This is a genomic window from Vibrio sp. 1-2 (7-a), from assembly GCF_013048515.1.
Classification (GTDB): domain Bacteria; phylum Pseudomonadota; class Gammaproteobacteria; order Enterobacterales; family Vibrionaceae; genus Vibrio; species Vibrio diabolicus.
This window is the reverse complement of record NZ_VHSQ01000012.1, coordinates 73,534-99,948: the sequence shown is the minus strand read 5'-3', so window position 1 is coordinate 99,948 and position 26,415 is coordinate 73,534. Positions and strand designations below refer to the sequence as shown.

The 26,415-nt window shown below is 45.4% G+C and carries 17 protein-coding genes and 1 riboswitch; of the genes, 11 read left to right on the top strand and 6 right to left on the bottom strand.

Features of this window, described 5'->3' with window-relative positions:
- Positions 1 to 713: 713 nt before the first annotated feature.
- Positions 714 to 2,045: a sodium:proton antiporter gene (locus FKN08_RS20305; protein ID WP_170892795.1), complete on the bottom strand. Its 1,332-nt coding sequence runs from the start codon at positions 2,043 to 2,045 to the stop codon at positions 714 to 716.
- A gap of 191 nt (positions 2,046 to 2,236) precedes the next feature.
- Between FKN08_RS20305 and metH the strand changes: the two genes are divergently transcribed.
- The gene (gene metH, locus FKN08_RS20300; protein ID WP_170892794.1) at positions 2,237 to 5,917 is read left to right on the top strand and encodes a methionine synthase; all 3,681 of its coding nucleotides are present in this window, start codon (positions 2,237 to 2,239) and stop codon (positions 5,915 to 5,917) included.
- Positions 5,918 to 6,003: 86 nt separating this feature from the next.
- Here the strand turns inward: metH and lysC are convergent, their stop codons facing one another.
- Positions 6,004 to 7,356: a lysine-sensitive aspartokinase 3 gene (gene lysC, locus FKN08_RS20295; protein WP_012841364.1), complete on the bottom strand. Its 1,353-nt coding sequence runs from the start codon at positions 7,354 to 7,356 to the stop codon at positions 6,004 to 6,006.
- 101 nt (positions 7,357 to 7,457) lie between these two features.
- Positions 7,458 to 7,636: riboswitch (Lysine riboswitch) on the bottom strand.
- 220 nt (positions 7,637 to 7,856) lie between these two features.
- Here lysC and FKN08_RS20290 point away from each other — a divergent pair.
- The gene (locus tag FKN08_RS20290) at positions 7,857 to 8,978 is read left to right on the top strand and encodes an alanine--glyoxylate aminotransferase family protein (RefSeq protein ID WP_170892793.1); all 1,122 of its coding nucleotides are present in this window, start codon (positions 7,857 to 7,859) and stop codon (positions 8,976 to 8,978) included.
- Between the two features lie 59 nt (positions 8,979 to 9,037).
- Here the strand turns inward: FKN08_RS20290 and FKN08_RS20285 are convergent, their stop codons facing one another.
- The 4 genes from FKN08_RS20285 to FKN08_RS20270 all read right to left on the bottom strand — a co-directional run bounded on the left by FKN08_RS20285 (position 9,038) and on the right by FKN08_RS20270 (position 15,534).
- The gene (locus FKN08_RS20285; protein ID WP_170892792.1) at positions 9,038 to 10,819 is read right to left on the bottom strand and encodes a PglL family O-oligosaccharyltransferase; all 1,782 of its coding nucleotides are present in this window, start codon (positions 10,817 to 10,819) and stop codon (positions 9,038 to 9,040) included.
- A 67-nt stretch (positions 10,820 to 10,886) separates the two neighbouring features.
- Positions 10,887 to 13,709: an excinuclease ABC subunit UvrA gene (gene uvrA, locus FKN08_RS20280; RefSeq protein ID WP_170892791.1), complete on the bottom strand. Its 2,823-nt coding sequence runs from the start codon at positions 13,707 to 13,709 to the stop codon at positions 10,887 to 10,889.
- A gap of 149 nt (positions 13,710 to 13,858) precedes the next feature.
- The gene (gene galU / locus FKN08_RS20275; protein WP_005397418.1) at positions 13,859 to 14,731 is read right to left on the bottom strand and encodes a UTP--glucose-1-phosphate uridylyltransferase GalU; all 873 of its coding nucleotides are present in this window, start codon (positions 14,729 to 14,731) and stop codon (positions 13,859 to 13,861) included.
- 158 nt (positions 14,732 to 14,889) lie between these two features.
- Complete coding sequence (locus tag FKN08_RS20270; RefSeq protein ID WP_065645062.1) at positions 14,890 to 15,534, bottom strand: LuxR C-terminal-related transcriptional regulator; 645 nt, start codon at positions 15,532 to 15,534, stop codon at positions 14,890 to 14,892.
- 291 nt (positions 15,535 to 15,825) lie between these two features.
- Between FKN08_RS20270 and FKN08_RS20265 the strand changes: the two genes are divergently transcribed.
- From FKN08_RS20265 to FKN08_RS20225, 9 genes are all read left to right on the top strand, one after another.
- The gene (locus tag FKN08_RS20265) at positions 15,826 to 16,368 is read left to right on the top strand and encodes a single-stranded DNA-binding protein (RefSeq protein ID WP_164666951.1); all 543 of its coding nucleotides are present in this window, start codon (positions 15,826 to 15,828) and stop codon (positions 16,366 to 16,368) included.
- Between the two features lie 242 nt (positions 16,369 to 16,610).
- Positions 16,611 to 18,620, top strand: coding sequence for an RNase E specificity factor CsrD (csrD, locus tag FKN08_RS20260; RefSeq protein ID WP_170892790.1), 2,010 nt, complete (start codon positions 16,611 to 16,613; stop codon positions 18,618 to 18,620).
- Between the two features lie 11 nt (positions 18,621 to 18,631).
- A complete protein-coding gene (locus FKN08_RS20255) occupies positions 18,632 to 20,077 on the top strand; it encodes an MSHA biogenesis protein MshI (RefSeq protein ID WP_170892789.1) in 1,446 nt (481 codons plus the stop codon).
- The gene (gene gspM / locus FKN08_RS20250) at positions 20,074 to 20,724 is read left to right on the top strand and encodes a type II secretion system protein GspM (RefSeq protein WP_054868338.1); all 651 of its coding nucleotides are present in this window, start codon (positions 20,074 to 20,076) and stop codon (positions 20,722 to 20,724) included. Before FKN08_RS20255 ends, gspM begins: the two co-directional genes overlap by 4 nt.
- Entirely contained in the window at positions 20,717 to 21,049 is a 333-nt protein-coding gene (locus FKN08_RS20245) for a hypothetical protein (RefSeq protein WP_046873588.1), read from the top strand. Before gspM ends, FKN08_RS20245 begins: the two co-directional genes overlap by 8 nt.
- A gap of 20 nt (positions 21,050 to 21,069) precedes the next feature.
- Positions 21,070 to 22,713 (top strand): pilus (MSHA type) biogenesis protein MshL, encoded by a 1,644-nt coding sequence (mshL, locus tag FKN08_RS20240; protein WP_170892788.1) that lies wholly within the window; start codon positions 21,070 to 21,072, stop codon positions 22,711 to 22,713.
- A gap of 44 nt (positions 22,714 to 22,757) precedes the next feature.
- A complete protein-coding gene (locus FKN08_RS20235) occupies positions 22,758 to 23,603 on the top strand; it encodes an AAA family ATPase (protein ID WP_046873590.1) in 846 nt (281 codons plus the stop codon).
- Positions 23,600 to 24,694, top strand: a complete 1,095-nt coding sequence (locus tag FKN08_RS20230) for a tetratricopeptide repeat protein (RefSeq protein ID WP_170892787.1) — start codon at positions 23,600 to 23,602, stop codon at positions 24,692 to 24,694. The genes FKN08_RS20235 and FKN08_RS20230 overlap by 4 nt, the downstream gene beginning before the upstream one ends.
- Positions 24,691 to 26,415: a GspE/PulE family protein gene (locus FKN08_RS20225; protein WP_074191841.1), complete on the top strand. Its 1,725-nt coding sequence runs from the start codon at positions 24,691 to 24,693 to the stop codon at positions 26,413 to 26,415. Before FKN08_RS20230 ends, FKN08_RS20225 begins: the two co-directional genes overlap by 4 nt.

Below are 26,415 nucleotides of genomic sequence, written 5' to 3'. Positions count from 1 at the left end.
AGACTGGGGCTTTTTTCGTTTTGGTTATCCGACTTCCCTTAACCCCATTTCCATATTGAAATTTTGCATCGAGAGGCAGGCTCCTCTCTCGCGATGCTTTCTAAGCCCTGCCATGACGAGTTGATGCCAGTCTCGAGCTCTAGCTTTGAGTACCAGCACATGCTTACCAAAGATTCCTCTATAACATATTAGAAATATCTAGCTATGAACCTAGTTGTTCGAGGTGTCGCTTTGTTTCTATCTCGAAAACAGAACAACTTTGAATATAAGTTCAGTGTCGCTGAGATCAAGTATGAGGACTCTAAACTTCTGTTAAGGCTTTTTTGAGCAATCTGAGTGCCAGCTCAGACCTTAGTTTGGTGGGGGGCTAGTCCGTTTGGATAGTGATTCGCAATCATCCTCAATGCTTCTTTCTCTATATAAATACAAAGTCGCTCATTGTTAAGTGTTGTGGAAGTTTAGCTGTGGTGTTTACAGGGAGCCTGTATTGCCAAAGGAAGTGATGATGAAAATGCTTAAACTAAAAGACTCCCTCTATGGATACTATCTATCGGCAATAGTTAGTATGTATGAAACCGTAGCGTGACGATTATTCGGATATTTAACTGTATATCAAAGAGTAACAAGCGTTTTGTTCTTGAAGGGGAGTCCGAAGATTAGATATGAAAAAAGCAGCTAGATAGCTGCTTTTTCATCTATTAAGTTACGTGCCTTTAAGAGTCCACTGGCTCCGTATGCTCTGGAGTGGTTATTGCTTGGTTGTTCTCTTCCATTTTCTTCTCTTCATCTTTTGCTTTTTCAATCATTGGGGTGATTGTTGAGCCTTGAATGAGGATAGAGAAAACAACGACGGAGTAGGTCATTACAAGAATAATCTCTTTTACATCGATTAACTTATCTTGAATCACCCAAATACCAGATGGAATGGAAAGTGCCATTGCTAATGCAAGGCCCCCGCGTAAGCCGCCCCATGTCAAAATACGTACTGACCACGGGTTATATTTTCTGTAACGCTTAAAGCCAATGTACGAGAGAAATACGCTTAAATAGCGCGCTGCCAGCACAAGAGGGACTGAGATAGCCATCATGATCCAGTCTTCTTTGTGGAATTCAAATAGCAGCATCGACATACCGATCAGTAGGAATAACACGCCATTCAAGAACTCATCGACGAGCTCCCAAAAGTGGTCAAGGTGGTCTTCACTCTCTTTTGAAAAGCCAATAAAGCGTGTCCAGTTGCCAATCATAATACCAGATACAACCATCGCGAGTGGGCCTGATACATGGATGTATTCAGCAAATGCGTAACCTGCCGTTGGGACACCAATAGTAAGTAATAACTCCATTGAGTGATCATCGGTGGCACTGATTAAGTAGTGGAATAGCAAACCGAGGACGAAACCATAAGTGATACCACCGATAGCTTCTTGGATGAAGAGCAAGGTGACACTACCTACAGTTGGTGCCTCAGTACCAAATGCAATCGTAAATAGAGTGACAAAGATAACCAAACCGAAGCCGTCATTGAAGAGCGACTCTCCTTCAATCTGGGTGGAGATACGTTTGGGAGCATCGAGCTTTTTAACTATAGCCAATACAGCGATTGGGTCAGTTGGCGATATTAGAGCACCAAATAGTAAGCAGTAGACCAAATCAAATTGGATGCCAATTAACTGACAGAATCCGTAGAGCGCCAACCCGATAAAGAAAGTGGAAAATAGGGTGGCTCCGAGAGCCAAAACGGTAATTTCCCATTTTTGATCTTTAAGGTTCGGGAGTTTGATGCCTAATCCACCCGCAAATAGTAAGAAGCCAAGAATACCCTTGAGCAAGAAATCTTCAAAGTTGATCCTTGTGACCGTTTCTGTCGCAATTTCGGTGAGGTGGAACCAGTTGTTTTGACCTGCAATTAAGATTAGAAGTGAAAGCACCATTGAACCTGCGGTAATCGCAATGGTGGTTTGCATCTTTCCTATCTTGCTGTTTACAAAAGCAATTAGCATTGCAGCTGCGGATAGAAAACATAAAGTATGATAGACCGACATAGAGCTCTCTATTTGTAACATTTTATGAATGGGATTCTCGACTGATGCTGCTTAAATAGCAAACATTTTTTCGCGATTATTTTGTAAGTTAAGAAGGAGATAAAATAATCATTAATTCCACGTTTAGACGTCTAGACTCCTGAAGTTTGTGTGATAGGATGGAAAGATAACTAAAGGAATGAGGCTGTACTGTGGGAAGTAACGTAAGACAACAGATTGAAGCTCAATTGAAGCAACGTATTCTTTTGATTGATGGTGGTATGGGAACCATGATTCAGGGATACAAACTTGAAGAGCAAGACTATCGAGGAACGCGCTTTGCGGATTGGCATTGTGATCTAAAAGGTAACAACGACCTGTTGGTTCTAAGTCAGCCTCAACTTATCAAGGAAATTCACGCTGCATATTTAGAAGCGGGTGCAGATATTCTCGAAACCAACACGTTTAACGCAACAACCATTGCGATGGCTGACTACGAGATGGAAAGCCTAAGTGAGGAAATTAACTTTGCTGCTGCCAAGCTTGCACGTGAAGTTGCAGACGAATGGACCGCAAAAACACCCGATAAACCGCGTTATGTCGCAGGGGTTTTAGGGCCGACGAACCGCACTTGTTCTATTTCTCCTGATGTAAATGACCCCGGATATCGAAATGTTTCTTTCGACGAGTTAGTTGAGGCTTACTCTGAATCGACTCGAGCGCTGATTAAAGGTGGTTCTGACCTTATTCTTATCGAGACCATCTTCGATACTCTTAACGCTAAGGCTTGTTCATTTGCTGTTGAAAGTGTGTTTGAAGAGATGGGTATTGAGTTACCTGTGATGATCTCGGGGACTATTACCGATGCTTCTGGTCGGACATTATCCGGTCAAACCACAGAAGCGTTTTACAACTCATTACGTCATGTTAAACCGATTTCGTTTGGTTTGAACTGCGCGCTGGGCCCAGATGAGCTTCGTCCTTATGTTGAAGAGCTCTCACGTATATCAGAATCTTTTGTTTCCGCTCACCCAAATGCTGGGCTTCCGAATGCATTCGGCGAATACGATTTGTCGCCAGAAGATATGGCTAAGCATGTTAAAGAGTGGGCTCAAAGTGGCTTTTTAAACTTAATTGGTGGGTGTTGTGGTACAACTCCTGAGCACATTCGCCAAATGGCACTCGCGGTTGAAAATATCGCCCCTCGTCAATTGCCTGATCTTCCCGTTGCTTGTCGCTTGTCTGGCTTAGAGCCGCTCGCGATTGATAAAGACTCTTTATTTATCAATGTCGGTGAGCGTACTAATGTAACCGGTTCTGCGCGTTTTAAACGCTTGATTAAAGAAGAGCTGTACGATGAAGCGCTCGATGTGGCTCGTCAACAAGTTGAAAATGGCGCTCAAATTATCGATATCAACATGGATGAAGGCATGTTGGATGCACAAGCTTGTATGGTTCGATTTTTAAACCTTTGTGCGTCAGAACCTGAAATCTCAAAAGTACCAATCATGGTCGACTCTTCCAAGTGGGAGGTTATTGAAGCCGGTCTTAAGTGCATCCAAGGCAAAGGCATTGTTAACTCGATCTCTCTCAAAGAAGGTAAAGAGAAATTCGTTGAACAAGCTAAGTTGATTCGCCGTTACGGTGCGGCTGTTATTGTGATGGCGTTTGATGAGATTGGGCAAGCAGATACACGTGAGCGCAAAGTAGAAATTTGTACCAACGCTTACCGAATTCTCGCTGATGAAGTGGGCTTTCCACCAGAAGACATCATCTTTGACCCAAACATTTTTGCCATTGCTACGGGTATCGAGGAGCATAATAACTACGCGGTGGATTTCATTGAAGCCGTTGGCGATATCAAACGTGATTTACCGCACGCGATGATCTCGGGTGGGGTTTCTAACGTCTCGTTCTCTTTTCGAGGGAATAACTATGTGCGTGAAGCGATTCACGCGGTGTTCCTCTATCACTGTTTTAAAAATGGTATGGATATGGGGATCGTGAATGCGGGTCAGTTAGAAATCTACGATAACGTGCCTGAAACGCTGCGTGAGGCTGTGGAAGATGTCGTTCTTAACCGTCGCGATGATGCCACTGAGAGGTTGTTAGATATCGCGGCGGAATACGCAGGCAAAGGGGTAGGTAAAGAGGAGGATGCCTCTGCACTTGAGTGGAGAACTTGGCCTGTTGAAAAGCGTTTAGAACACGCGTTAGTGAAAGGAATAACCGAGTTTATCGTTGATGATACCGAAGAGGCACGTGTCAATGCTTCAAAGCCATTAGAGGTGATTGAAGGCCCACTCATGGATGGGATGAACGTCGTCGGAGACTTGTTTGGTGAAGGTAAAATGTTCCTTCCTCAGGTCGTAAAATCTGCCCGAGTGATGAAGCAAGCGGTAGCGCATCTCGAGCCCTACATCAATGCAGAAAAGCAGGTGGGACAAACAAACGGTAAGATCTTGTTAGCGACGGTAAAAGGTGATGTACATGATATCGGGAAAAATATCGTAGGCGTTGTATTGCAATGCAATAACTACGAAATTATCGATCTTGGTGTCATGGTTCCTTGCGAAAAGATCTTAAAAGTAGCGCAAAAAGAGAACGTCGATATTATTGGTTTGTCAGGGTTGATCACGCCTTCATTAGACGAAATGGTGCATGTTGCAAAAGAGATGGAGCGTCTCGACTTTAACTTACCTCTTCTCATCGGTGGCGCAACAACGTCAAAAGCCCATACAGCAGTTAAGATTGAGCAAAATTACAAGCATCCAGTTGTTTACGTGAATAACGCCTCACGTGCAGTGGGCGTATGTACTTCTCTATTGTCAGATGAACGTCGCCCTGAATTTGTTGAAAAACTTGAAGCTGATTACGAACGAGTACGTGATCAACATCATCGAAAGAAACCGAGAACCAAACCAGTTACATTAGAAGCGGCTCGAGCGAATAAAGTTGCGATCGATTGGGAAGCTTACACCCCTCCAGTGCCTGTTAAGCCTGGTATTCATATCTTCGATGATTTTGATGTGGCTATATTACGTCAATACATCGATTGGACACCATTCTTTATGACTTGGTCACTTGTGGGTAAGTATCCAACAATTTTCCAACATGAAGAAGTCGGTGAAGAAGCAAAACGTTTATTCGAAGATGCCAACGAGTTACTTGACCGAGTTGAGCGAGAAGGCCTGTTAAAAGCGCGTGGAATGTGTGGCTTATTCCCTGCTGCGAGCGTGGGGGACGACATTGAAGTTTATGCTGATGAAACTCGTACCGACGTTGTGAAAGTACTGCGTAACTTGCGTCAACAGACTGAGAAACCAAAAGGGTTCAACTATTGTTTGTCTGACTACATCGCACCTAAAGAGTCGGGTAAACATGATTGGATAGGGGCATTTGCTGTCACTGGTGGTATTGGTGAGCGAGAGCTTGCTGATGAATACAAAGCACAGGGAGATGATTACAACGCAATTATGATTCAAGCGGTGGCGGATCGCCTAGCCGAAGCGTTTGCTGAGTATTTGCATGAGCGTGTCCGTAAAGAAATTTGGGGTTATGCTGCGGATGAAGATTTATCTAACAATGATCTCATTCGTGAAAAATACCAAGGTATTCGCCCTGCGCCGGGTTATCCAGCATGCCCTGAGCATACTGAAAAAGGACCGCTTTGGGAGCTACTTAATGTGGAAGAGAATATTGGCATGACTCTAACCTCCAGCTATGCAATGTATCCGGGCGCGTCAGTCTCTGGTTGGTATTTCTCTCATCCTGACTCACGTTACTTTGCGATCGCACAGATCCAAGAAGATCAGCTAGAGAGCTACGCTGATCGTAAGGGGTGGGATAGGATCGAGGCTGAAAAATGGTTAGGGCCAAACATTAACGGTTAAATTGATGTTTACCTCGTTCAAACGTAACAACTATTGACACAACAAAGGGCTGCAGATACGCAGCCCTTTGTTTTATTGAGTTGAACTTACTTCTCAAACAACTCGGTGTGAAGTTTTTGTATGGCTTGTTTCGATACCGACTCATGGAGCAAGAAGCATAAGTTGTGAGGGCTAGCACCATAACAAATCATGCGTAGGTTAAAGTCTTCTAGCGTGCCAAAAACCTGTTTCGCGTAGCCTTTACTCTCACTCATGTTGTTACCAATGAGAGCAACGAGGCATAGGTCATGTTCAACTTCTACCTTACATAACTCTTCTAACTCTTCTCGTACAGCTTGCGGCAGCTGCGGCGCGCCGCCGGATGTATCGGTTTGATCAAGTGTTAACGATACACTGATTTCAGATGTCGTGATTAAATCGACCGAGATCTTATGCTTTGCAAGGATCTCAAAGACCTTTGCTAAGAAGCCGTATGCGTGGAACATGTTGGCGCTGCGTAGCGTTACCATGGTTTGGTTACAACGCAAAGCTAGCGCACGGAACAACGGTGAGCTTTCGACTTGGTGGCGAATCCAAGTTCCCCCTTTTTCTGGCTCTTTCGATGACCCTACAAATACCGGAATGTCGTGGCGCAATGCGGGTACTAGCGTAGAAGGGTGAAGGATTTTAGCGCCAAAGTTAGCCATTTCTGAAGCTTCACTAAAGCTGATCTCGGGAATTGGTGAGGCTTTTGGCGCAATTCGCGGGTCTGTTGTGTAGATGCCCGGAACATCAGTCCAGATTTCTAACCCTGCCGCTTTGACGCTCTCAGCAATTAAGGCGGCGCTATAATCGCTGCCTCCTCGACCTAGTGTTGTTGTATTACCGGCTTCGTCAGATCCTATGAAGCCTTGAGTAACAACAACGGATTGTTGGCAAAGTGGTATGAGTTTATCTTGCGCAAGCGTCGAAATTGCTTCAATGTTTGGCTCCGCGCGACCAAAGTTGTCATCAGTACGCAGCACATCGCGGATATCAAAGCGCACAGCTTGAATGCCTCGCTCACACATTAACTGAGTTAGAATATGCGTCGACATGAGTTCACCACATGCGACCAAATGATCGGTTAACTTCGCACTAGCTTGGATAGATGCAGCCTCGGCCAGGCTGGTTACGGTATCTAATATGCCATACACCTCGGCAGCAGTTTTCGTGCTGTCTTCGAGCTGAGTTAAAATGGCGTCATGAATGTTGGCCAGATTTTGCAGCAGCTCAGTACGGTGCGTTTGATCCTGAACACCGTTGGCGAGTTCTACCAATAGGTTGGTGACGCCAGAGCAAGCGCTGCTCACGACCAAGCGAGTATTTGGATTGTTTTCGATAATGGTGGCACAACGACTCATTGCCTCAAAGTTGGCAACACTGGTTCCACCGAATTTAGCTACGTTAAATGCGCTCACTGCGTTCTCCCACGACTTCCTAAAAAATTGTACATCCAATGTTTAGTGAGAAAAGGAACAGAGCAAAAAGAGAGGTATTTAGAATGCTATTTGAAAAATTTACCCTCAGAAGCCCTTCATCAGACTGCGCTGATGACAGTTGATGGGATTCAGCCCAATTCAACCGACAAGTCAAACCCTGCAACTTTGACTTACCTCGGCACTACTCCCCCTCAATGATTGGTGTTGGAATTGCGGTTCCACAAATCATCTACCTGGGTAGCGCTCCTCTTCTACATAAAGCTCAAACATTGAACGGTTTTGAGGCCTTAATGTCAATCAATATTTCAACCTTTATGGTGTTTTTTATTAACGATTTTGTGACACTGGTTTGACCTCCATACTTACGGCTAATTGCTGATAGAGGAAAAATCTATTAGGGTGAAGAACCCTACACCTGAGCCATGTTATTGAATAGAACTTTTAGAATGCTCAGGATAAAAGATAATCAAGGAGCTGACATGTCGATCCAAAGCTTTATTCCACCTCACCGTATTTTAATGGGACCTGGTCCTTCTGATATTTATCCTCAAGTGTTACAAGCACTAAGCCGTCCTACTGTAGGTCACCTTGATCCTCTTTTTATCGGTATGATGGATGAGCTCAAGCAGCTATTGAAGTATGCCTTTCAAACTGACAATGAGTTCACTATTGCGGTTTCAGCGCCTGGTAGTGCAGGGATGGAAACCTGCTTTGTAAACTTGATCGAGAAAGGCGACAAAGTGATCGTCTGCCGTAACGGTGTATTTGGTGAACGCATGCGCGAAAATGTCGTCCGTGCTGGTGGTGAAGTTGTTATCGTCGATGATGAATGGGGGACGCCTGTTTCCATTGATAAAGTCGAGCAAGCACTCGAACAGCACCCAGATACAAAAATTCTTGCTTTTGTGCATGCCGAAACTTCAACTGGTGCAGTCAGTGATGCTCAAGCATTGGGCAAGCTGGCGAAGCAGCATAATGCATTATCTATTGTTGATGCGGTGACGTCACTTGGTGGTGTGCCGTTAAAAGTGGATGAATGGCAACTGGATGCGGTTTACTCTGGCAGTCAAAAATGTTTGTCATGTGTACCAGGGCTCTCACCCGTGACGTTTTCTCCTGCCGCGATTGAAAAGATTCAAGCAAGAACAACACCAGTACAGAGTTGGTTCCTCGATCAGAGTTTAGTTTTGGGGTATTGGAGTGGAGAAGGCAAGCGTAGTTACCATCATACGGCGCCAGTTAATAGCTTGTATGCGCTTCATGAAGCTTTATTGATACTGAAAAATGAAGGATTAGAAAACGCTTGGGCTCGTCACCAACTAATGCATGAAAAACTCAAAAATGGCCTACAAAAGTTATGCTTTGAATTTGTTGTGGACGAAGCCCATCGTTTGCCGCAATTAAACGCGATTTACGTGCCTGAAGGAATTGATGAAGCAAAAGTTCGTGCTCACTTGCTAGAAACCTATAACCTAGAAATTGGAGCAGGCCTTGGGGCATTAGCCGGTAAAGCGTGGCGTATTGGCTTAATGGGTTACGGCGCTCGATCTGAAAACGTTGCGCTGTGCTTAAAAGCATTAGAAGAGTCACTCACTGAATAAAACTATACCGCAATGAGATAAAGAAAAGCGAAGGTCATCCCTTCGCTTTTTTGTACTTATTACTCAGCTCTTGAAGTGGGTGCTGGTGAGGCAGAGATTGCTTGAGACGGTGGTTGGTAATTGACGCCACTGAAATCAATCTTAGGGAACAAAAACTGTGCTTCAGCTCTAATTTGCTCCGCTTTACTTGAGTCATCTAAGCCTTGGTAGGCCAAAATCAAATTATTATAAAATGCAGGGCGAGGCTTATCTTTGATGATTTTTAGCGACCAATCGATATAAGGCTGAATCAAGGTTGCGTCTTGTTGGTACAGCCCAAGGTTTAAAAACGTGCTATAGACATCCCAATCAAACCTGTCTTTCCAAACTACAGGGTTACTGACTTGATTCAGAATATCAGGGTTAGTTGGTCTAGTGGTCTCAAACTTCGTCAATACATAGTTCGTATGTAATGCGCTTACCATGTAAAACGTAAACGCAACGGGAAGTACCAAACTAAAGACTCGCAGCAAGCTTTTGGTCACATTACTAAAGCCGACTTGTCGATAACGAGAGACGCGCTGATCTACCCAGTACAGCAGGATAACGAAGATCAACCAATGCACGAGAGAGTGGTAGAAAGGGTATTCCAGTTGTGAGTGCAATACGATAGGTATAAACAAGGCCAGCAACGCAAGACGAGTTCCGCGTTTGGCTTGATAGATTCGATACAGTACCAGTGCCATCGCTAAGAAGATGCCGAGTATTGGCAGTAAGCCACCTTCTACTCCCCAGTACAGCAGCTCGTTATGCGGATGATCCATGGCTGGCAAACCAGCTGGGTAATTCTCATTTAGGGCGTGTTGACGAGCCGTATACAGCATGTACTCAGACTCAAACTTGCCATATCCATAGCCAGTAAAAGGCTTTTCAATCACCATGTCTAATGTTTGCGGAAAAGTATACGCTCGAGGAGACTCCATGTTTACTTTTTCTGCGGCTAACCCACTTCCATCAGGAAAGGCAAGATACATGACAACAATTGAGAGTGCGAGCCCAGTGACAAGCGACGTAACCCAGCGGATAAAGCGCCCTTTGGTTGCAAAGCGATACATGTATGGGATGACCAACAAAACGGCGATGACCGAGGCTAACCAACCAGTGCGTGAAGCCAACGCCACAATCAATGGTAAGGTTAAAACTGGCACGGCATAGAGAAGATAAACATCGCTTAACTTACGGTCGTATTTGTAAGGCTGACGTGCAAGTAAATAGCTGGCAATCACCAATCCTGTCGCAAGAAAACTGGCCATTACATTAGGCTGTTGGAAAATACCATAAGGACGATTGGCCACCGTGTCGTAACCAAACGGATTGCCTGGTTTGAGATACAGATATTGTGTCAGACCAAAAATGGCTTCGATAACAACCGCAAGGACAATGAACCATAACAAGCGTTGGCGATGTTTATTACTGAAATGAAATTGTTGTAAGACAATAAAAAACAGGACACCACACCACAGACCAATGAGCTTGTTGGCTGCCAAACTGCTATTCGCATTTGGGTACAGAAGGGGCACCGTCATGATAAGAGCACTAATGAACAAGCCGATGGTTAATTTTGAGTAACGTAGCGCTCGATTACTCGCGAGTTGGTAGCACCCAATGCCTAATGCAAAGCTAAAAGCAATCCAAGTTGTCGCATTGAAGGAAAGTGAAAGCCCTGAACCGCCGGGGTTGGGCATGAAAAAGTGCATTGCCAACACAAATAGTGTTGCCAAGGCAATGAGAAACTTGCGATTGAGGGGAACCTGTACTTTTTCGGGAGAAAGCTTTGTTCCACTTACATGTATAGTAGCCATAGTTATTGCGTTGTTTTGAATGAAAAAAGACCAGCACTTGCTGGTCTCGGTACTTTACCTGTTTTTTCTACTTCAACATAGGCTTAAGGAAGTGAGCTGTGTGCGAACCCTCGATTTGCGACACATCTTCCGGTGTGCCTTGAGCGATTATCTCGCCGCCACCCTGTCCCCCTTCAGGTCCTAGATCGATAATCCAGTCCGCAGTCTTAATGACATCTAGGTTATGCTCGATCACCACGACAGTATTTCCGTGATCACGAAGTCTGTGCAGCACGGTGAGCAACTGCTGGATATCATGGAAGTGCAGGCCGGTTGTTGGTTCATCCAGAATGTACAAGGTTTTTCCTGTATCGCGCTTGGATAGCTCTCGCGCCAGTTTCACACGCTGTGCTTCACCACCGGAGAGTGTCGTTGCGGCTTGACCTAGGCGAATGTAAGACAAGCCAACATCCATTAGAGTCTGTAGCTTACGTGCTATAGCAGGTACGGGTTCAAAGAACGTTCGGGCGTCTTCGACCGTCATTTCTAGCACTTCATCAATGGTTTTGCCTTTGTAACGTACTTCAAGTGTTTCACGGTTGTAGCGCTTACCTTTACATACATCACATGGCACATAAACATCTGGTAGGAAATGCATTTCAACTTTAATGACACCATCACCCTGACAGGCCTCACAACGACCACCGCGTACGTTAAAGCTAAAACGGCCCGGCTTGTAACCGCGAGAACGCGACTCTTGTGTGCCTGCAAACAGCTCACGGATTGGGGTAAAGATCCCCGTATAAGTAGCAGGGTTGGAGCGAGGTGTACGACCAATTGGGCTTTGATCGATATCGATAACTTTATCGAAGTGCTCTAAACCTCTAATCGACTTATAAGGTGAAGGCTGAGCCGTTGTTGCTCCGTTGAGTTGGGTGTGGGCAATTTTAAAGAAAGTATCATTAATCAGCGTTGATTTACCTGAACCAGATACCCCTGTAATACAGCTGAATAACCCAACAGGAATTGAAAGATTAACGTTCTTAAGGTTATTACCTGTTGCGCCTAAGAGCTCAACCGTTTTTTTCGGATCACGCGGCGTGCGATCTTTCGGTACTGCGATTTCTTTAACGCCACTTAAGTACTGACCTGTCAGAGAATTCTGATTTGCGATTATCTCTTCCATGGTGCCTTCCGCGACAACATGACCACCGTGTACGCCAGCGCCAGGACCGATATCTATGACATGATCCGCACAGCGAATAGCATCTTCATCGTGTTCTACCACGAGTACGGTATTCCCCAAATCGCGCAAATGAGTGAGCGTTTTTAATAAGCGTTCATTATCTCGCTGGTGGAGACCAATCGACGGTTCGTCCAGAACATACATCACACCAACAAGACCCGCACCAATTTGGCTGGCTAAGCGAATACGTTGAGCTTCACCACCAGAGAGCGTTTCGGCGCTGCGAGACAGGTTCAGATAGTTCAGGCCAACGTTAACCAAGAACTGCAGGCGATCGTTGATTTCCTTCATCACTTTTTCAGCGATTTGGGCGCGTTGACCCTCCAGTTTCAAGGAATGGAAGAATTCCAATGCATCAGCAATGCTGAGTTCAACAATCTCAGGTAGTGTCGTATCAGCAATAAACACGTTACGTGCTTCAAGGCGCAGACGAGTACCACCACAGCTTGAACAAGATTTAGTGGAGATGTATTTCGCAAGCTCTTCACGGACAGAGTTGGATTCTGTATCACGATAACGACGTTCGAGGGTATTCAGAATACCTTCGAATGGATGGCGTTTAACACGAATATCGCCACGATCGTTGATGTATTTAAACTCAATCTCAGTGCGGCCAGAGCCCTTTAGAATGACATCTTGCGTTTTCTTTGGCAGAGAATTAAAAGGGGCATGGAGATCGAAACCATAATGATCGGCCAATGAGGTGAGCATTTGGAAGTAGTAGTAGTTCTTTTGATCCCAACCGCGAATCGCACCTTGTGCCAAGCTTAATGAATCATCTTGAATTACTCGGCTTGGATCGAAGTATTGCTGCACACCCAAACCATCACAAGTGCCACACGCACCAGCAGGGTTGTTGAATGAGAAAAGTCGCGGCTCCAACTCTTGCATGCTGTAACCGCATTGTGGACAAGCGAAGTTGGCGGAGAAAATAATCTCTTCACCGTCTCCATCCATTGGCGCGACAACCGCAATTCCGCCTGATAACTCGAGCGTGGTCTCGAAAGATTCCGCTAAGCGCTGTTGCAGATCGGGACGAACTTTAAAGCGGTCTACCACGACTTCAATGGTGTGCTTTTTATGTAGCTCTAGCGTTGGAGGATCTGAAAGATCGCAAGTTTCTCCATCAATACGCGCACGAATAAAGCCCTGAGCCGCCAGGTTCTCAAGCGTTTTAACATGCTCACCTTTACGCTCTTTGACAATAGGGGCCAACAGCATCATTTTGCTGCCTTCTGGCATCTCCAGAACTTTGTCCACCATTTGACTGATGGTTTGTGCGGCAAGAGGGGCATGGTGCGTTGGACAGCGTGGTTCGCCTACACGAGCATACAACAGACGCAAGTAGTCGTAGACTTCGGTAATTGTACCGACGGTTGAACGCGGGTTATGAGAAGTAGACTTCTGTTCAATAGAAATCGCGGGTGATAACCCTTCAATATGGTCGACATCGGGTTTTTCCATCAGAGACAAAAACTGACGAGCGTAGGCAGAGAGAGACTCTACGTAGCGTCGTTGGCCTTCTGCATACAATGTATCGAAAGCGAGAGAGGATTTACCGGAGCCACTTAGTCCAGTAATGACAATCAGTTTATCGCGAGGGATTGTAAGATTAATGTCTTTGAGGTTATGGGTTCGGGCACCGCGAACTTCTATTTTATCCATCGTTTTTGCTCTATGTATAACCAAGTGGGGCAAGTATTACATAGTGTGAGAAATGTGCAAAGAAAATTACTGGATAAAAAAACAGTAAAAATAAAAGCCCAACATAATGCCGGGCTTTAGAAACAATAATTTCGTACTACGACGATGCTTTATACCGCTTTTTGTGTTGCGTGTTTACCTAACTCAGAGGCTTTTTCATCTTTTAGATAAAGGTTTTCAAAACAGTAGTTGGTTGCTTCGATGTAACCTTCAACACTACCACAGTCAAAGCGTTTGCCTTTAAATTTGTAAGCCAAGACACAGCCCGCTTTTGCTTGTTTAAGCAGCGCGTCAGTGATTTGAATTTCACCACCTTTACCTGGCTCTGTGTTTTCAATCAGTTCGAAAATATCAGGGGTCAGAATGTAGCGACCAATGATCGCAAGGTTGCTTGGCGCCGTGCCTTTCTCAGGTTTTTCTACCATGTCGTCTACGCGGTAGATGTCATCTTTGATCATTTCACCAGAGATAACGCCGTATTTGTGAGTCTCATCTTCTGGGACTTCTTGTACGGCAACGATAGAACAACGGAACTGTTTAAATAGCGCCACCATTTGAGCTAGCACGCCTTCTTCTTCGTTGACACAAAGGTCATCAGCAAGAACGACGGCAAATGGTTCGTCACCCACCAGTTCACGCCCGGTCAGAATCGCGTGGCCTAAGCCTTTCATCTCGCGTTGACGGATGTAAGTGAAGTTGGCAGATTCAATGATTTCACGGATATCTACCAATAGCTCTTCTTTATTGGTACCGCTAATCTGGTGTTCCAGTTCGTAGTTCTTATCAAAGTGGTCCATGATAGAGTGTTTGCCACGACCCGTCACAATACACATGCCGTTCATACCAGCTTGAATTGCTTCTTCAACGCCGTATTCAATAAGCGGTTTATTCACGACTGGCATCATCTCTTTTGGCATAGATTTCGTTGCCGGTAAGAAGCGAGTGCCATAGCCTGCGGCAGGGAACAGACATTTTTTAATCATTGGGGGAATATCCTATCTCGTTATTATCAAGAATCTGCGCATAACTTTAACACGAGAGGCGTCAATGAATCATGAATAAAGTAGGAAAAAGTGTGAGACTCAGTGCGGAAAAAAGATGAGCGACTCGTCATTTCAGTCATTAGAGTCGCGGCATCGCATCATGACATTAAGTTTTGATCTGCCCAAGCGATTGCTTGAACGCGATTCTTCACTGATAGCTTTTTGAATATCTGATACAAGTGCGATTTGATGGTGAATTCACTGACAAATAATTCCTCGGCCATTTGGCTGTTCGATGCGCCAGCTTGCAAGCAACGCAGTACTTGCAGCTCGCGAATGGTTAGGTCTACCGTGGCTGGGGCAGTATGAGTATTAATGACGTTACGGTAATAGTGTAAAAGTTGACTGGTTACATTACGCGGCAGCCAGTTCTGACCGTTAACAATGCCTTTTAATCCTTCTCCAATTTGCTCTAGCGTATCTTCGGAATAGAACAGCCCCTTTAATTGACCAAATGAAAGAAGCTCATCCGTGGTCAGCCTTTTAGGGACATTGAACACAACGGTTTCAAAGTTCTTCCATACCAGCGGTAAGTTTTTGATCGATTGAACGAGTGATTTATGTTCACTGAAGTCGATCAGTAGGATTTTATTACGATGCTGTGGCTTAGCTTCCATGAGTGCTTCGGTCGAAATTACCGGGATGCTCATATCAATGTACTTTTCGAGTGCCGCCACCTTTTTTTCCGCATTATCTTCCATACTGATCAGAAATAGCTTTCTTGCGTAAGCCGACTTTCTCACGTGTTCAAATCTCCCAGCGTTCAATAAAGGCCATAAGTTGGCATTAAAGAGAGGTTATAACCATAGCTTTTCTGAATAAATGCGTTCGAATTCAAAGCTTCACGAAACGATGTCTGCAAAGCGAATCAAAAATGCTACATGCGTAAGTTGAAATGCGATTTGGGTTCTACGATTTGGGTTCTAGTAGGTGACTCATTAGATCACAATGGTATTAGACTTTAATCAAAACATTAAAGCGTGCTATTCTAATGCGCTAAAATTTTATATATCCAGAGTGAAACGGAGCACATCATGGCCAGCCGTGGAATTAACAAAGTTATTTTGGTGGGGAATCTAGGTAACGACCCTGAAATTCGTTACATGCCGAACGGCGGTGCAGTAGCAAACATTACTATTGCGACTTCTGATTCATGGCGTGATAAAGCGACTGGCGAACAGCGCGAAAAAACGGAATGGCACCGTGTTGTGTTGTTCGGCAAACTTGCGGAAGTAGCAGGTGAGTACTTGCGTAAAGGTTCTCAAGTATACATTGAAGGCCAACTGCAAACTCGTAAATGGCAAGACCAAAGCGGTCAAGATCGCTACTCAACTGAAGTCGTTGTTCAAGGCTTCAACGGCGTGATGCAAATGCTTGGCGGTCGTGGTCAAGGTGGCGGCGCACCAATGGGCGGTCAACAGCAGCAGCAAGGTGGATGGGGTCAGCCTCAACAACCAGCTCAGCAGCAGTACAATGCGCCTCAGCAACAGCAACAGCAACAACAGCAGGCTCCGCAGCAACCACAGCAGCAGTACAATGAGCCACCAATGGATTTTGACGACGATATCCCGTTCTAAATTCTGCTTATGCTTGAATCGAAAAGGCCGCGAATATCGCGGTCTTTTTTATTGTCGCTATCTAATGATCTCAAAGGCTTATCTCAGCAAGGTTAGGCGTAACAATAAAACTTATCAATGAGTGTGATGTTCTTTATGCTCCAGCCTCTCACTATCAGACGAATCCGATTGTTTGATGAACTCTTATCAAGTATAAATATTTCAATAAGGTATATGATGAATAAAAAAGGAATTTGGTATTCATGAGGTATACCCCAACTCTTAAGTTAAGCACACGGCTGGTGGCTTTTGTCACCATGATCGTCATCTGCGCCATGTTTATCTTGTTTGTCGGTGGCACCCTCTCTTTTAAACGTCTTGGGCAGGAATATCTCACCCATTATTTAGAAGGGATCGTAGAGGTGGTCGACAAGGAGATGGAAGATCCTGACGCTGCTTATTCTATGCAGCGCTGGATGCCGAAAATGTTGCAGGCTTCCAATATTGTCGAAATGACATTGTCGACCAACAATGCGGTTGTTTATCGCTTCAAAGATACTTCTCATCAAATGGAAGCGTCAGTCTTGTTTGAGACAGAATACCAACTGACTCACAATCAAGATTACTCGATTCATTTTAAAGCGATCCCGCCTTACTTAGGTTACAGCTACTCAATGCAGGCGCTTTGGTCGATCACGCTTGCCGTTATCCTGATCATCTTCTGTTTAATGCGCGGTGTTGCGTGGCTTAAGGAGCAATTAGAAGGCTCTGAAATGCTCGAAGAGCGAGGCAGGATGATCCTTGCTGGTCGGGTAGAGCAGTATGCAAAAGGTGACAAAAAAGAATGGCCTTATACTGCCAGTGAAGCGCTCGATGTATTAATTGAAGAGTTACAAGATGCGCGTCAAGAGCGAAGCCGATTTGATACCTTTATTCGAACTCAAACCTTCCTTGATAAGTTAACAGGTACCGCCAATCGAGTGCTGTTTGATAGCAAACTGGAATCGGCGTTGCTAGAAAGTGGGGCTCGCGGTGCCGTGTTGCTGGTGCGCATTCAAGATTGGAAGTTGGTTGAAGAAGAGCAAGATAAGCAAATTACGGATGAGTTTATTGTTGAAGTTGGGAGTTTATTATCCAACTTAGTTCAGCGATATCCTGATGTTGTATTTTCTCGTTATTACGATGCTGATTTTGCGTTATTTCTGCCGCATCAAAGTGCCAAAGATGTGGCTAATTTGGCATCACAATGCATTCGCCAGTTAGAAAAATTAATTCCGCCAGAGCCACTAGACCAAGACAACTGGTGTCATATAGGCATCACTACTTATAAAGAGGGGGAGCGACACAGCCAAATCATCGATGAAGCAGAGACAGCTTTGCGTAGTGCGCAACTACAAAATAACAATAATTGGAGTCGCTTCAAAAAATGGAACCACGATGAAGAAGCTCGCGGAAGTGTGAGGTGGAGAACGTTATTTGACACAGCACTTACACCAGAAAGTGTGATACTCTACGCACAATCCGTGCACCCAATAAGTGACGCGACGCATAAAAAATCATTATATGAAGAGTTAACATGTCGGATTCGCGATCCTGAGAATGGCATTGTTAAAGCGTCTCGGTTTATTTCTGCGATCAGACAGGTTGGTTATGAAGCGCAAATGGATAAGTCAGTTATTAATAAATTCTTAAGAGACTTTAAGGATAATTTTGATAACTCGAAAGAGTATGCGCTCAATTTGAATGTAACGCCTTTTTCTAACCGAGAGTACTTTAAATGGTTTCGTGATGAGCTCTTACAGTTGTCACGTGAACAGAGAAAGTGTCTCAGTTTTGAGTTTGTTGAAGCACAATTTGTAAGACACTTAGACTTTATGCGACCAGTCGCTAAAGTGCTGGCCGGTTTAGGGTGCCACTTAATGGTTGGGCAGGCTGGACGAACCATCGTCAGCACTCACTATTTAAAAGAAGTGGATATTCGTTACCTTAAACTTCATCGCAGTTTAGTAGCCAAAATCGACCAGCGACATGAGAACCAGCTATTTGTCCGCAGCATGCTAGGTGCGGCGGCAAACAGTAAAACTAAAATCATAGCAGTGGGAATTGAGAATCAAAACGAGCTCAACACGTTAATTGAGCTCGGGGTTTATGGTGGGCAAGGGCGCTACTTTTCTGCAGAGCAGCAGTTTCTTCCTCGTCCACAAGCATTGCCAAGTTCTCAATCAGAATCCCAAGTGAAATTGGGAAGACGAAATCGCTGGCGTAAAAAATAAAGATAATAATCATGGATTTCAAAGTACTACTCGACAAGCTCAAACGATCATCTGGTGGTGGTCGTTCCTGCTTTTTGGTTATTCAGCCAGACGCCGTTTATTTATCATCTTCAATAAAAAGTGGCCGCCCATACCAATTTGATATTTCTGAATCCAATTGGGAGAAAGCCGTAGAGCAAGCATTGAGCGTTGCTGCGAGTGCGTATGATTCTCTAACGGTTGTCCTTTCTCATAACTATTATCAGATGTATCAAATCGACAAACCTGTCATGCCGCGCCAAGAATGGCCTGCAGCATTACCGTTTTTGTTGAAAGAACTGATCTCTGAGCGTGCCATTGACATCATTGCCGATGCGGTAGAGCTACCCAATTCAACCAAAGTGCAAGCTTACGTCTTATCACGAAAAATGTTGGATAAGATCGTGTTACTGGCCAGTCGCGCCCAGTTGCCATTAGAAGCTATTCTTCCTGAAGACGACATTTGGGGAGAGACCGCAGGTGAGCTAGGTAACTTCCTATTATTACAACGCAGTGTGCGTGGTCACTTCCGTATTAGCGCTTTTGTCGAAAATACTATCGCGTTCCATCGTTCGATTCGCAGTGTGACGCCACCGTTAACGGGGGTTCCTTCTAGCGAGTTACAGATGGATAGCCTCTCGTTAGAACTGCAACGTTCGATTGATTATCTTTCTTCTCAGTTGCGCCATGTGCAGCTGCATCAATTGAAAGTGTGTTGTGATGAAGAGGATGAGAGTGAGCTTGTTCAGTCTCTGAACTACCGTTTAAGCACTAAAGTTTCTCCGTTATTACCACCAGAACATGAGTTGTCAGGGCACGTTTTAGCAGATGCCGGCGCGGCTTCTAATATTCGACGCGTTAACTTATACCCTGATTACTTAAAGCCGAAAAAAGAGCTCCTGACACTAAAAAATATCGCGTTATCTTGGGGGGTCGCGGCTGCGGCTATTCTACTCTCTTACGGCTATGTGACTTGGCAGAGCAGCGGTTTAGAAGATGAAATTGCTATTGTAAAAAGCAAAGGCGATATCATGAAGTCAGAGCTTGAACGCTATCAAGTCAAGCTACGTAAGCATCAACCCGACAATAATAAGCTGGCAGCTAAAGCCCGCTTAGAGCGTGAAGTCAAGGCGAAGCGAGACTCGCTTAAAGCCGTCGGGAAATACGATGACTCGCAGCGCACGGGTTACTCTGGCGTGATGCAATCATTAGCTAAGCTAGGAAACCAAGAAATTTCTTTGTCCGAAATTCGAATCAATAACCATACCTTAGATCTGAAGGGACTGGCGAAAAAGCCGAGCTCAGTACCAAGTTGGGTTAACCAATTTAAAACTGAGATTAGCTTGGTTGGCCGGACATTTGACGACGTCAAAATTGGCCGAAATGATAAGGATATTGTGACGTTTGAACTAAAAACGCGCGAGGATAAAGAGAAATGAACGAATTCTGGATCTCATTAGAAGAGCGCTTTGGCGAAATGAGCGCGCGTGAAAAAGTGCTTATCGCGCTGTGTGGTTTAGTTGTCGTGATCATGTTGCTTTTTACGCTGGTACTGGAACCAAAGCTTAACGAGATCATCAGTAATGAGAGGCAACTAAGCAATTTAAAGCAAGCCAATCAAAAGATTGAAATCGACACGCTACGTATTCAAGCGCAGCTGAAGAAAGATCCAAACGCTGAGATTGATCGCGCGATATCTAACCTGCTAACAGAAAGTCAGCACCTTTCGATGCAGCTAGCGGAGATCATCGAACACCTTATTACACCTTCGCAAATGGCTGAGCTGCTGGAAAATGTATTAGAGCAGCAAAGTGGCATTCACCTTTTGTCTTTGCAAACTTTGCCATCTGAGCCAATTACGGAAGATAAAGAAGCATCGCAATACTCTGGTTACTACGTGCACCCTGTACGTATGGAGCTGACTGGCGACTACTTTTCTATTGCCAATTATCTAAATAAGTTGGAGAGTCTTCCTGCCAGTTATTATTGGCGCAGCTTTAGTTACAAAGTCGAAGAGTACCCGAAAGCGAAGCTTGTGTTGGAAGTCTACACACTAGGATCTCGAGAGGAGTTTATTGGTGGTTAAAAAACTCATCATCTCATTGCTTGTCATGGCTGCTGCAGGAACCGCTTGGGCGAACCAAGATCCAACGGCACCACTTGGCTGGGAAAAGCCTGCGGTTGAAACGTCAGCGAAACCAAAAGCAAAACAGTACCGACTGCCTACGCTCAACAGTATTGTGTGTAAGCCAAGTACTGCTTGTGTCGCGATTATGGATAACAAGCTTGTTGAAAAAGGCGAGCTATTTAAGGGTTATCGCGTCGCGAGCATTAATAGTGAATTTGTAACTTTAAAGCGTGGTAACCGTCAGTGGGACCTAGAGCTTTTTGGTTTAAACGTAAAAAAATAATAACCAGAGCCTGATCAGATATGCGCAAATTAGTTGTAGGAATAACGATTGCTTCTTTAATGGGATGTTCAATGGGTCATCGTGACCCAGTGGAAGTCAAAGAAGCGCTCAATGAATCTATCAATCAAGCGAACAGCCGCACGTTAGAAGAAATTCCTTCTTCTGTCGAAGCGGACCTGATGCCTAACTTAGACTCGAATGTTGCTTCAGAGCAAGGCACCTCGAAGCGTTTCCGTATTCAAGCGAATGCGGTCGATGCACGAAGCTTTTTTGCCTCGCTAGTCAAAGGCACTGAGTACAGCGTGGCGATTCATCCAGCGGTACAAGGTAATATCACCGTCAACTTGTCAGATGTTACGTTGGATGAAGTCCTGAGCGTTGTACAGAACATGTATGGCTATGATGTGGTGAAGTCTGGCAAAGTTATTCAAATCTACCCTGCTGGTATGCGTACGGTAACCATTCCTGTTGATTACCTCCAGTTCAAACGCTCTGGTCGATCATTGACGAGCATTGTCACGGGCTCAGTGACCTCGGCTGGTACGTCTAATTCTGGCGGTAGCTCAGACAGTTCTGACTCATCCGACTCTGACAATGGAAGTAACAACGGCGATAGCTCGACGACTTCTACGGGCGGTACGCGCATCGAAACCATCACTGAAAGTGACTTCTGGCCGATGCTGCAGCAAGCCGTTGCGAATCTAATTGGTTCAGGCAAAGGACAAAGCGTTGTCGTAACACCTCAAGCAGGAGTGATTACGGTTCGAGCGTTTCCAGATGATATTCGAGAAGTCCGTGAGTTCTTGGGTGTATCGCAGGAGCGCATGCAGCGTCAGGTCATTCTTGAAGCTAAAATTCTAGAAGTGACGTTGAATGATGGCTACCAACAAGGCATCAACTGGTCGAACTTATCGGCGTCAATTGGTAACTCGGGTAGTGTCGTCGTGAACCGCCCTGCGTCGGCATTACCACCGTTGGATGCGATTGGCACGCTATTGGGCGGCCAAACCAACGTGACTATCTCTGATGGCAACTTCAATGCTGTGTTGAGTTTTATGTCTACACAAGGTGACTTGAACGTTCTTTCGAGCCCTCGTATTACCGCTGCCAACAACCAAAAGTCAGTCATCAAAGTGGGTACCGATGAGTACTTTGTCACCGAGCTATCGAGCAATGCAGGCAACGGTGAAAACTCAAATGCCGTTCCAGAAGTGGAATTAACACCATTCTTCTCCGGTATTTCCCTCGATGTGACTCCGCAAATTGATAACAAAGGCAATGTGTTCCTGCATGTTCACCCTGCGGTTATTGAAGTCTCGGAAGAAGTGAAGCAATTGAACTTGGGCGGTGAGTTCCAAAACATCCAATTGCCATTGGCGAAAAGCTCTATTCGTGAATCAGACTCGGTTATTCGTGCTAAAGATGGTGATGTTGTGGTTATCGGCGGTTTGATGAAACAGCAAAATCGTGAGCTTGTTTCTAAAGTCCCGTTCTTGGGCGATGTGCCCGCATTGGGGCATTTGTTCCGCAACGTAAATAACGTGACTGAGAAAACAGAATTGGTCATCTTGCTAAAACCGACCGTAGTTGGTGTGAACTCTTGGCAGAAAGAGCTAGAGCGCTCTCGTGATCTGCTGCAAGAGTGGTTCCCAGATGCGCAATAAGCGCGGGGAAAGGTTCCGTTTTTCAATGAGTTTGTGATTCGAGTATGTACTTGTCACATTTTGGATTTCGAGTTCAGCCTTTTTCGTTAACCCCAAACACAGAAATGTTCTTGGGGTTAGTCCCTCACTATGAGGCGATCCAAACCATTTTAGCCGCTGTGCAAATGGGAGAAGGAGTGATTAAGGTGACGGGAGAAGTTGGCACCGGAAAAACCATGGTGTGTCGTAAGTTAATTGAGCAGATTGAATCTGAAGTCGAGCTGATTTACTTACCCAATCCAGTTTTGAATGGAGAGCAGTTGCAGTTTGCTGTCGCCAGAGAGTTAGGCATCGAGAACGATGACCCGCTACGTATTGTTTCTCTCATTCAAGAACACCTGATTCAAGTGCATTCTGCGGGAAAGAAAACCGTCTTGATCGTCGATGAAGCGCAAGCTCTTTCTCCACAAGCTTTAGAAACATTGCGTCTGTTCGGTAACCTAGAAACGGAACAAGATAAACTCATTCAACTGGTATTATTCGGACAACCTGAGTTGGATGAGCGGTTAGCCAGCCACGAGCTAAGGCAGTTTCGTCAACGTATTACGTTTAGTTGTCAGCTGCGTCCTCTTTCTATCGATGAAGGCGTGGCTTACATCAATAATCGTTTAGACAAGGCAGGCAATGGAGCGCACATTTTTTCTATTGAGCAGAAAAAAGCGATTTGGCGTTCATCCATGGGGATTCCACGTTTGATCAACCAAATTAGCCACAAGTCGTTGCTTGCGGCATTTAATGATCGTTGCACACTATTAAAAAATCATCACGTTTACGCAGCTATGCACGATACGTTTGATGCCCGTAAACCTAAGTTTAAAACACCCGTATTTTGGGGATGGAGTCAACCTTGAGTGCCATCAATAAAGCATTATCAGAACTCGCTGAAAAAACATCACCGTCAGAGCTTACTCGTGCGGACATTCCCAACGTTTCACGCAGTAAACCTTGGCTTTGGCTCGTTGCCGGTTTCTCGTTAAGCCTTGCGGTGGGCGGCTGGGCGGTCTCTCGCGGTCCTATCCCTTCAGGCGAGCTTTCATCTGCTCAAACAGAAACCATGCTATTGTCGTCAGTGAATGCTTCGTCAATCACATCATCAGAGCGTACTCATTCGCCAACGAGTAAAATGACGCCCGAGACAGCCCATGTGGTTTACACGAAGCCAGTGACACAACCGGCAGCTCAACTGCTTCATATGCCAGAGACTGATAGGTTCACGCCAAGAGCGGAGGTAAATACGGTCTCTGAAGATGCAGTGCTACTCGCGCAAGTGGCAACGATGCCAAGCGATGAGCAATCTAATCACGTAACCCGCACAACAGCAGAAAGCAGTTCAATGCGTATTGAGCAGGTTGAGCTTACGCACCGCCAGTTATCTCTTAAAGCGGTTAGCCGAGCGGAAAAAGCACTGGATGCTAACGATATGCAAACGGCGTTGTCGGCTTATGCTGAGGCGTTACGTTATGAGCCAATGAATGCAGACACGCGTCAAAAATTATCGGCGTTGTACTTTGGCAAAGGCGACACGCGTAAAGCGTATGAGATTATCCAAGAAGGCATCAACCTTGACACGAACAACCAAGTACTTCGCTTGGCTTTGTCTAAGTTGCTAGTGAAAGCCAATCAACCTGAAGCCGCGCTGAGTCCGCTTGTGCATTTGCCTCCAATGCCAAGTCGAGATTACTTGGCGATGCGTGCGGCATTGGCACAAAAACACAAGCAGAATGATATTGCGCTTGAGAGTTATCAACTCCTTACTCAGCGTGAGCCGGAAAATGCGCGCTGGTGGCTAGGTTTAGCTATTCAACAAGAGCGCGCGCTGACGTTTACCGCCGCGATCAACTCTTACAACCAAGCTCTGGGTAAAGTTGGCATTTCGAATCAATCGCAAGCGTTTATCCGCGACCGTTTGAGCATCTTGAAACAGCTGGAGAATGCACAATGAAAATTCAGTTGAGAAAACGCTTAGGCGATCTTCTGGTTGAAGAAGGCATCGTCTCTGAAGAACAAATCCAGCAAGCACTAAACGCACAACGTAGTACCGGGCAGAAGCTGGGTGATGCGTTAATTGATCTCGGCTTTATTACTGAGAAGCAAATGTTGGACTTCTTGTCCCAACAACTTGGTTTGCCACTGATCGATCTTGGTCGCGCACCTGTGGATGCGGAAGCGGTACAGATTCTACCTGAGGTACACGCACGTCGCTTACGTGCGATGGTCGTTGCTCGAAATGGGGACACGTTGCGCGTTGCTATGAGTGACCCTGCAGATTTGTTCATCCAAGAGTCACTGATGAATTTGCTAGGTGAATACAACCTTGAGTTCATTGTGGCTTCAGAGCGCCAACTCATTTCAAGCTTTGACCGCTATTATCGCCGCACTAAAGAGATCGCTTCTTTCGCGGAACAGTTGCATGAAGAGCATAAAGACGAGCAAAGCTTCGATTACGGTATTGATGGAACCGACAGTGAGGAAGTTACCGTTGTAAAGCTGGTTAATTCCATGTTTGAAGATGCGGTACAAGTCGGGGCATCGGATATTCATATTGAGCCAGACGATCAGATATTGCGCTTACGTCAGCGTATTGATGGTGTACTGCATGAAACCATCCTGAATGAAGTGAATATCGCATCGGCTTTGGTTCTTCGATTGAAGTTGATGGCGCACCTAGACATCTCTGAGAAGCGCTTGCCACAAGATGGCCGATTCAATATCAAAGTGCGTGGTCAATCAATCGATATTCGTATGTCGACGCTACCAACGCAATACGGGGAGTCCGTGGTAATGCGTCTGCTTAACCAGTCTGCTGGTTTGCGTCCATTAGAAGAGTCAGGTTTGCCGCCAGATTTGCTTGCTCGTTTACGTCGACAGTTGGCTCGTCCGCACGGCATGATCTTGGTGACGGGGCCGACAGGTTCAGGTAAAACCACCACGCTTTACGGCGCATTAAGTGAGCTCAACGAACCTGGGAAAAAGATCATTACAGCAGAGGACCCGGTTGAATATCGCCTGCCTCGCATCACTCAGGTACAGGTAAACAGTAAGATCGATCTGACTTTCTCGCGTGTGCTTCGAACCTTCTTGCGTCAAGACCCAGACATCATTCTTGTTGGTGAGATGCGTGACCAAGAGACGGTAGAAATTGGTCTACGAGCTGCACTAACGGGTCACTTAGTATTGAGCACTCTTCACACCAATGATGCTGTCGACAGTGCGTTACGCATGATCGATATGGGCGCACCGGGTTACTTGGTTGCCAGTGCGGTCAGAGCTGTGGTGGCGCAGCGTCTTGTTCGCCGTGTTTGTCCAGATTGCAAAACAGAAGACCATCTAGACGATTCACGCCAACAGTGGTTAGCTGGGCGTTTTCCAAACCAAGTGGGCACCACTTTTTATAAAGGTGCAGGCTGTCAAAACTGTAACTTGACTGGCTATCGAGGCCGAATCGGTGTGTTTGAAATGCTCGAACTGGAGCAAGAAATGATGGATAAACTGCGCGCCAATGATGCGGTTGGCTTTGCCCAAGCCGCGCGTCGCTCAGAAAACTATAAGCCGCTGCTTGCTTCGGCGATGGAACTGGCGCTGCAAGGCACCGTCAGCTTGGATGAAGTGATGACCCTAGGTGAAGGTGACGCTTCTGGTAAGACTGATCCCATTTTCATATAG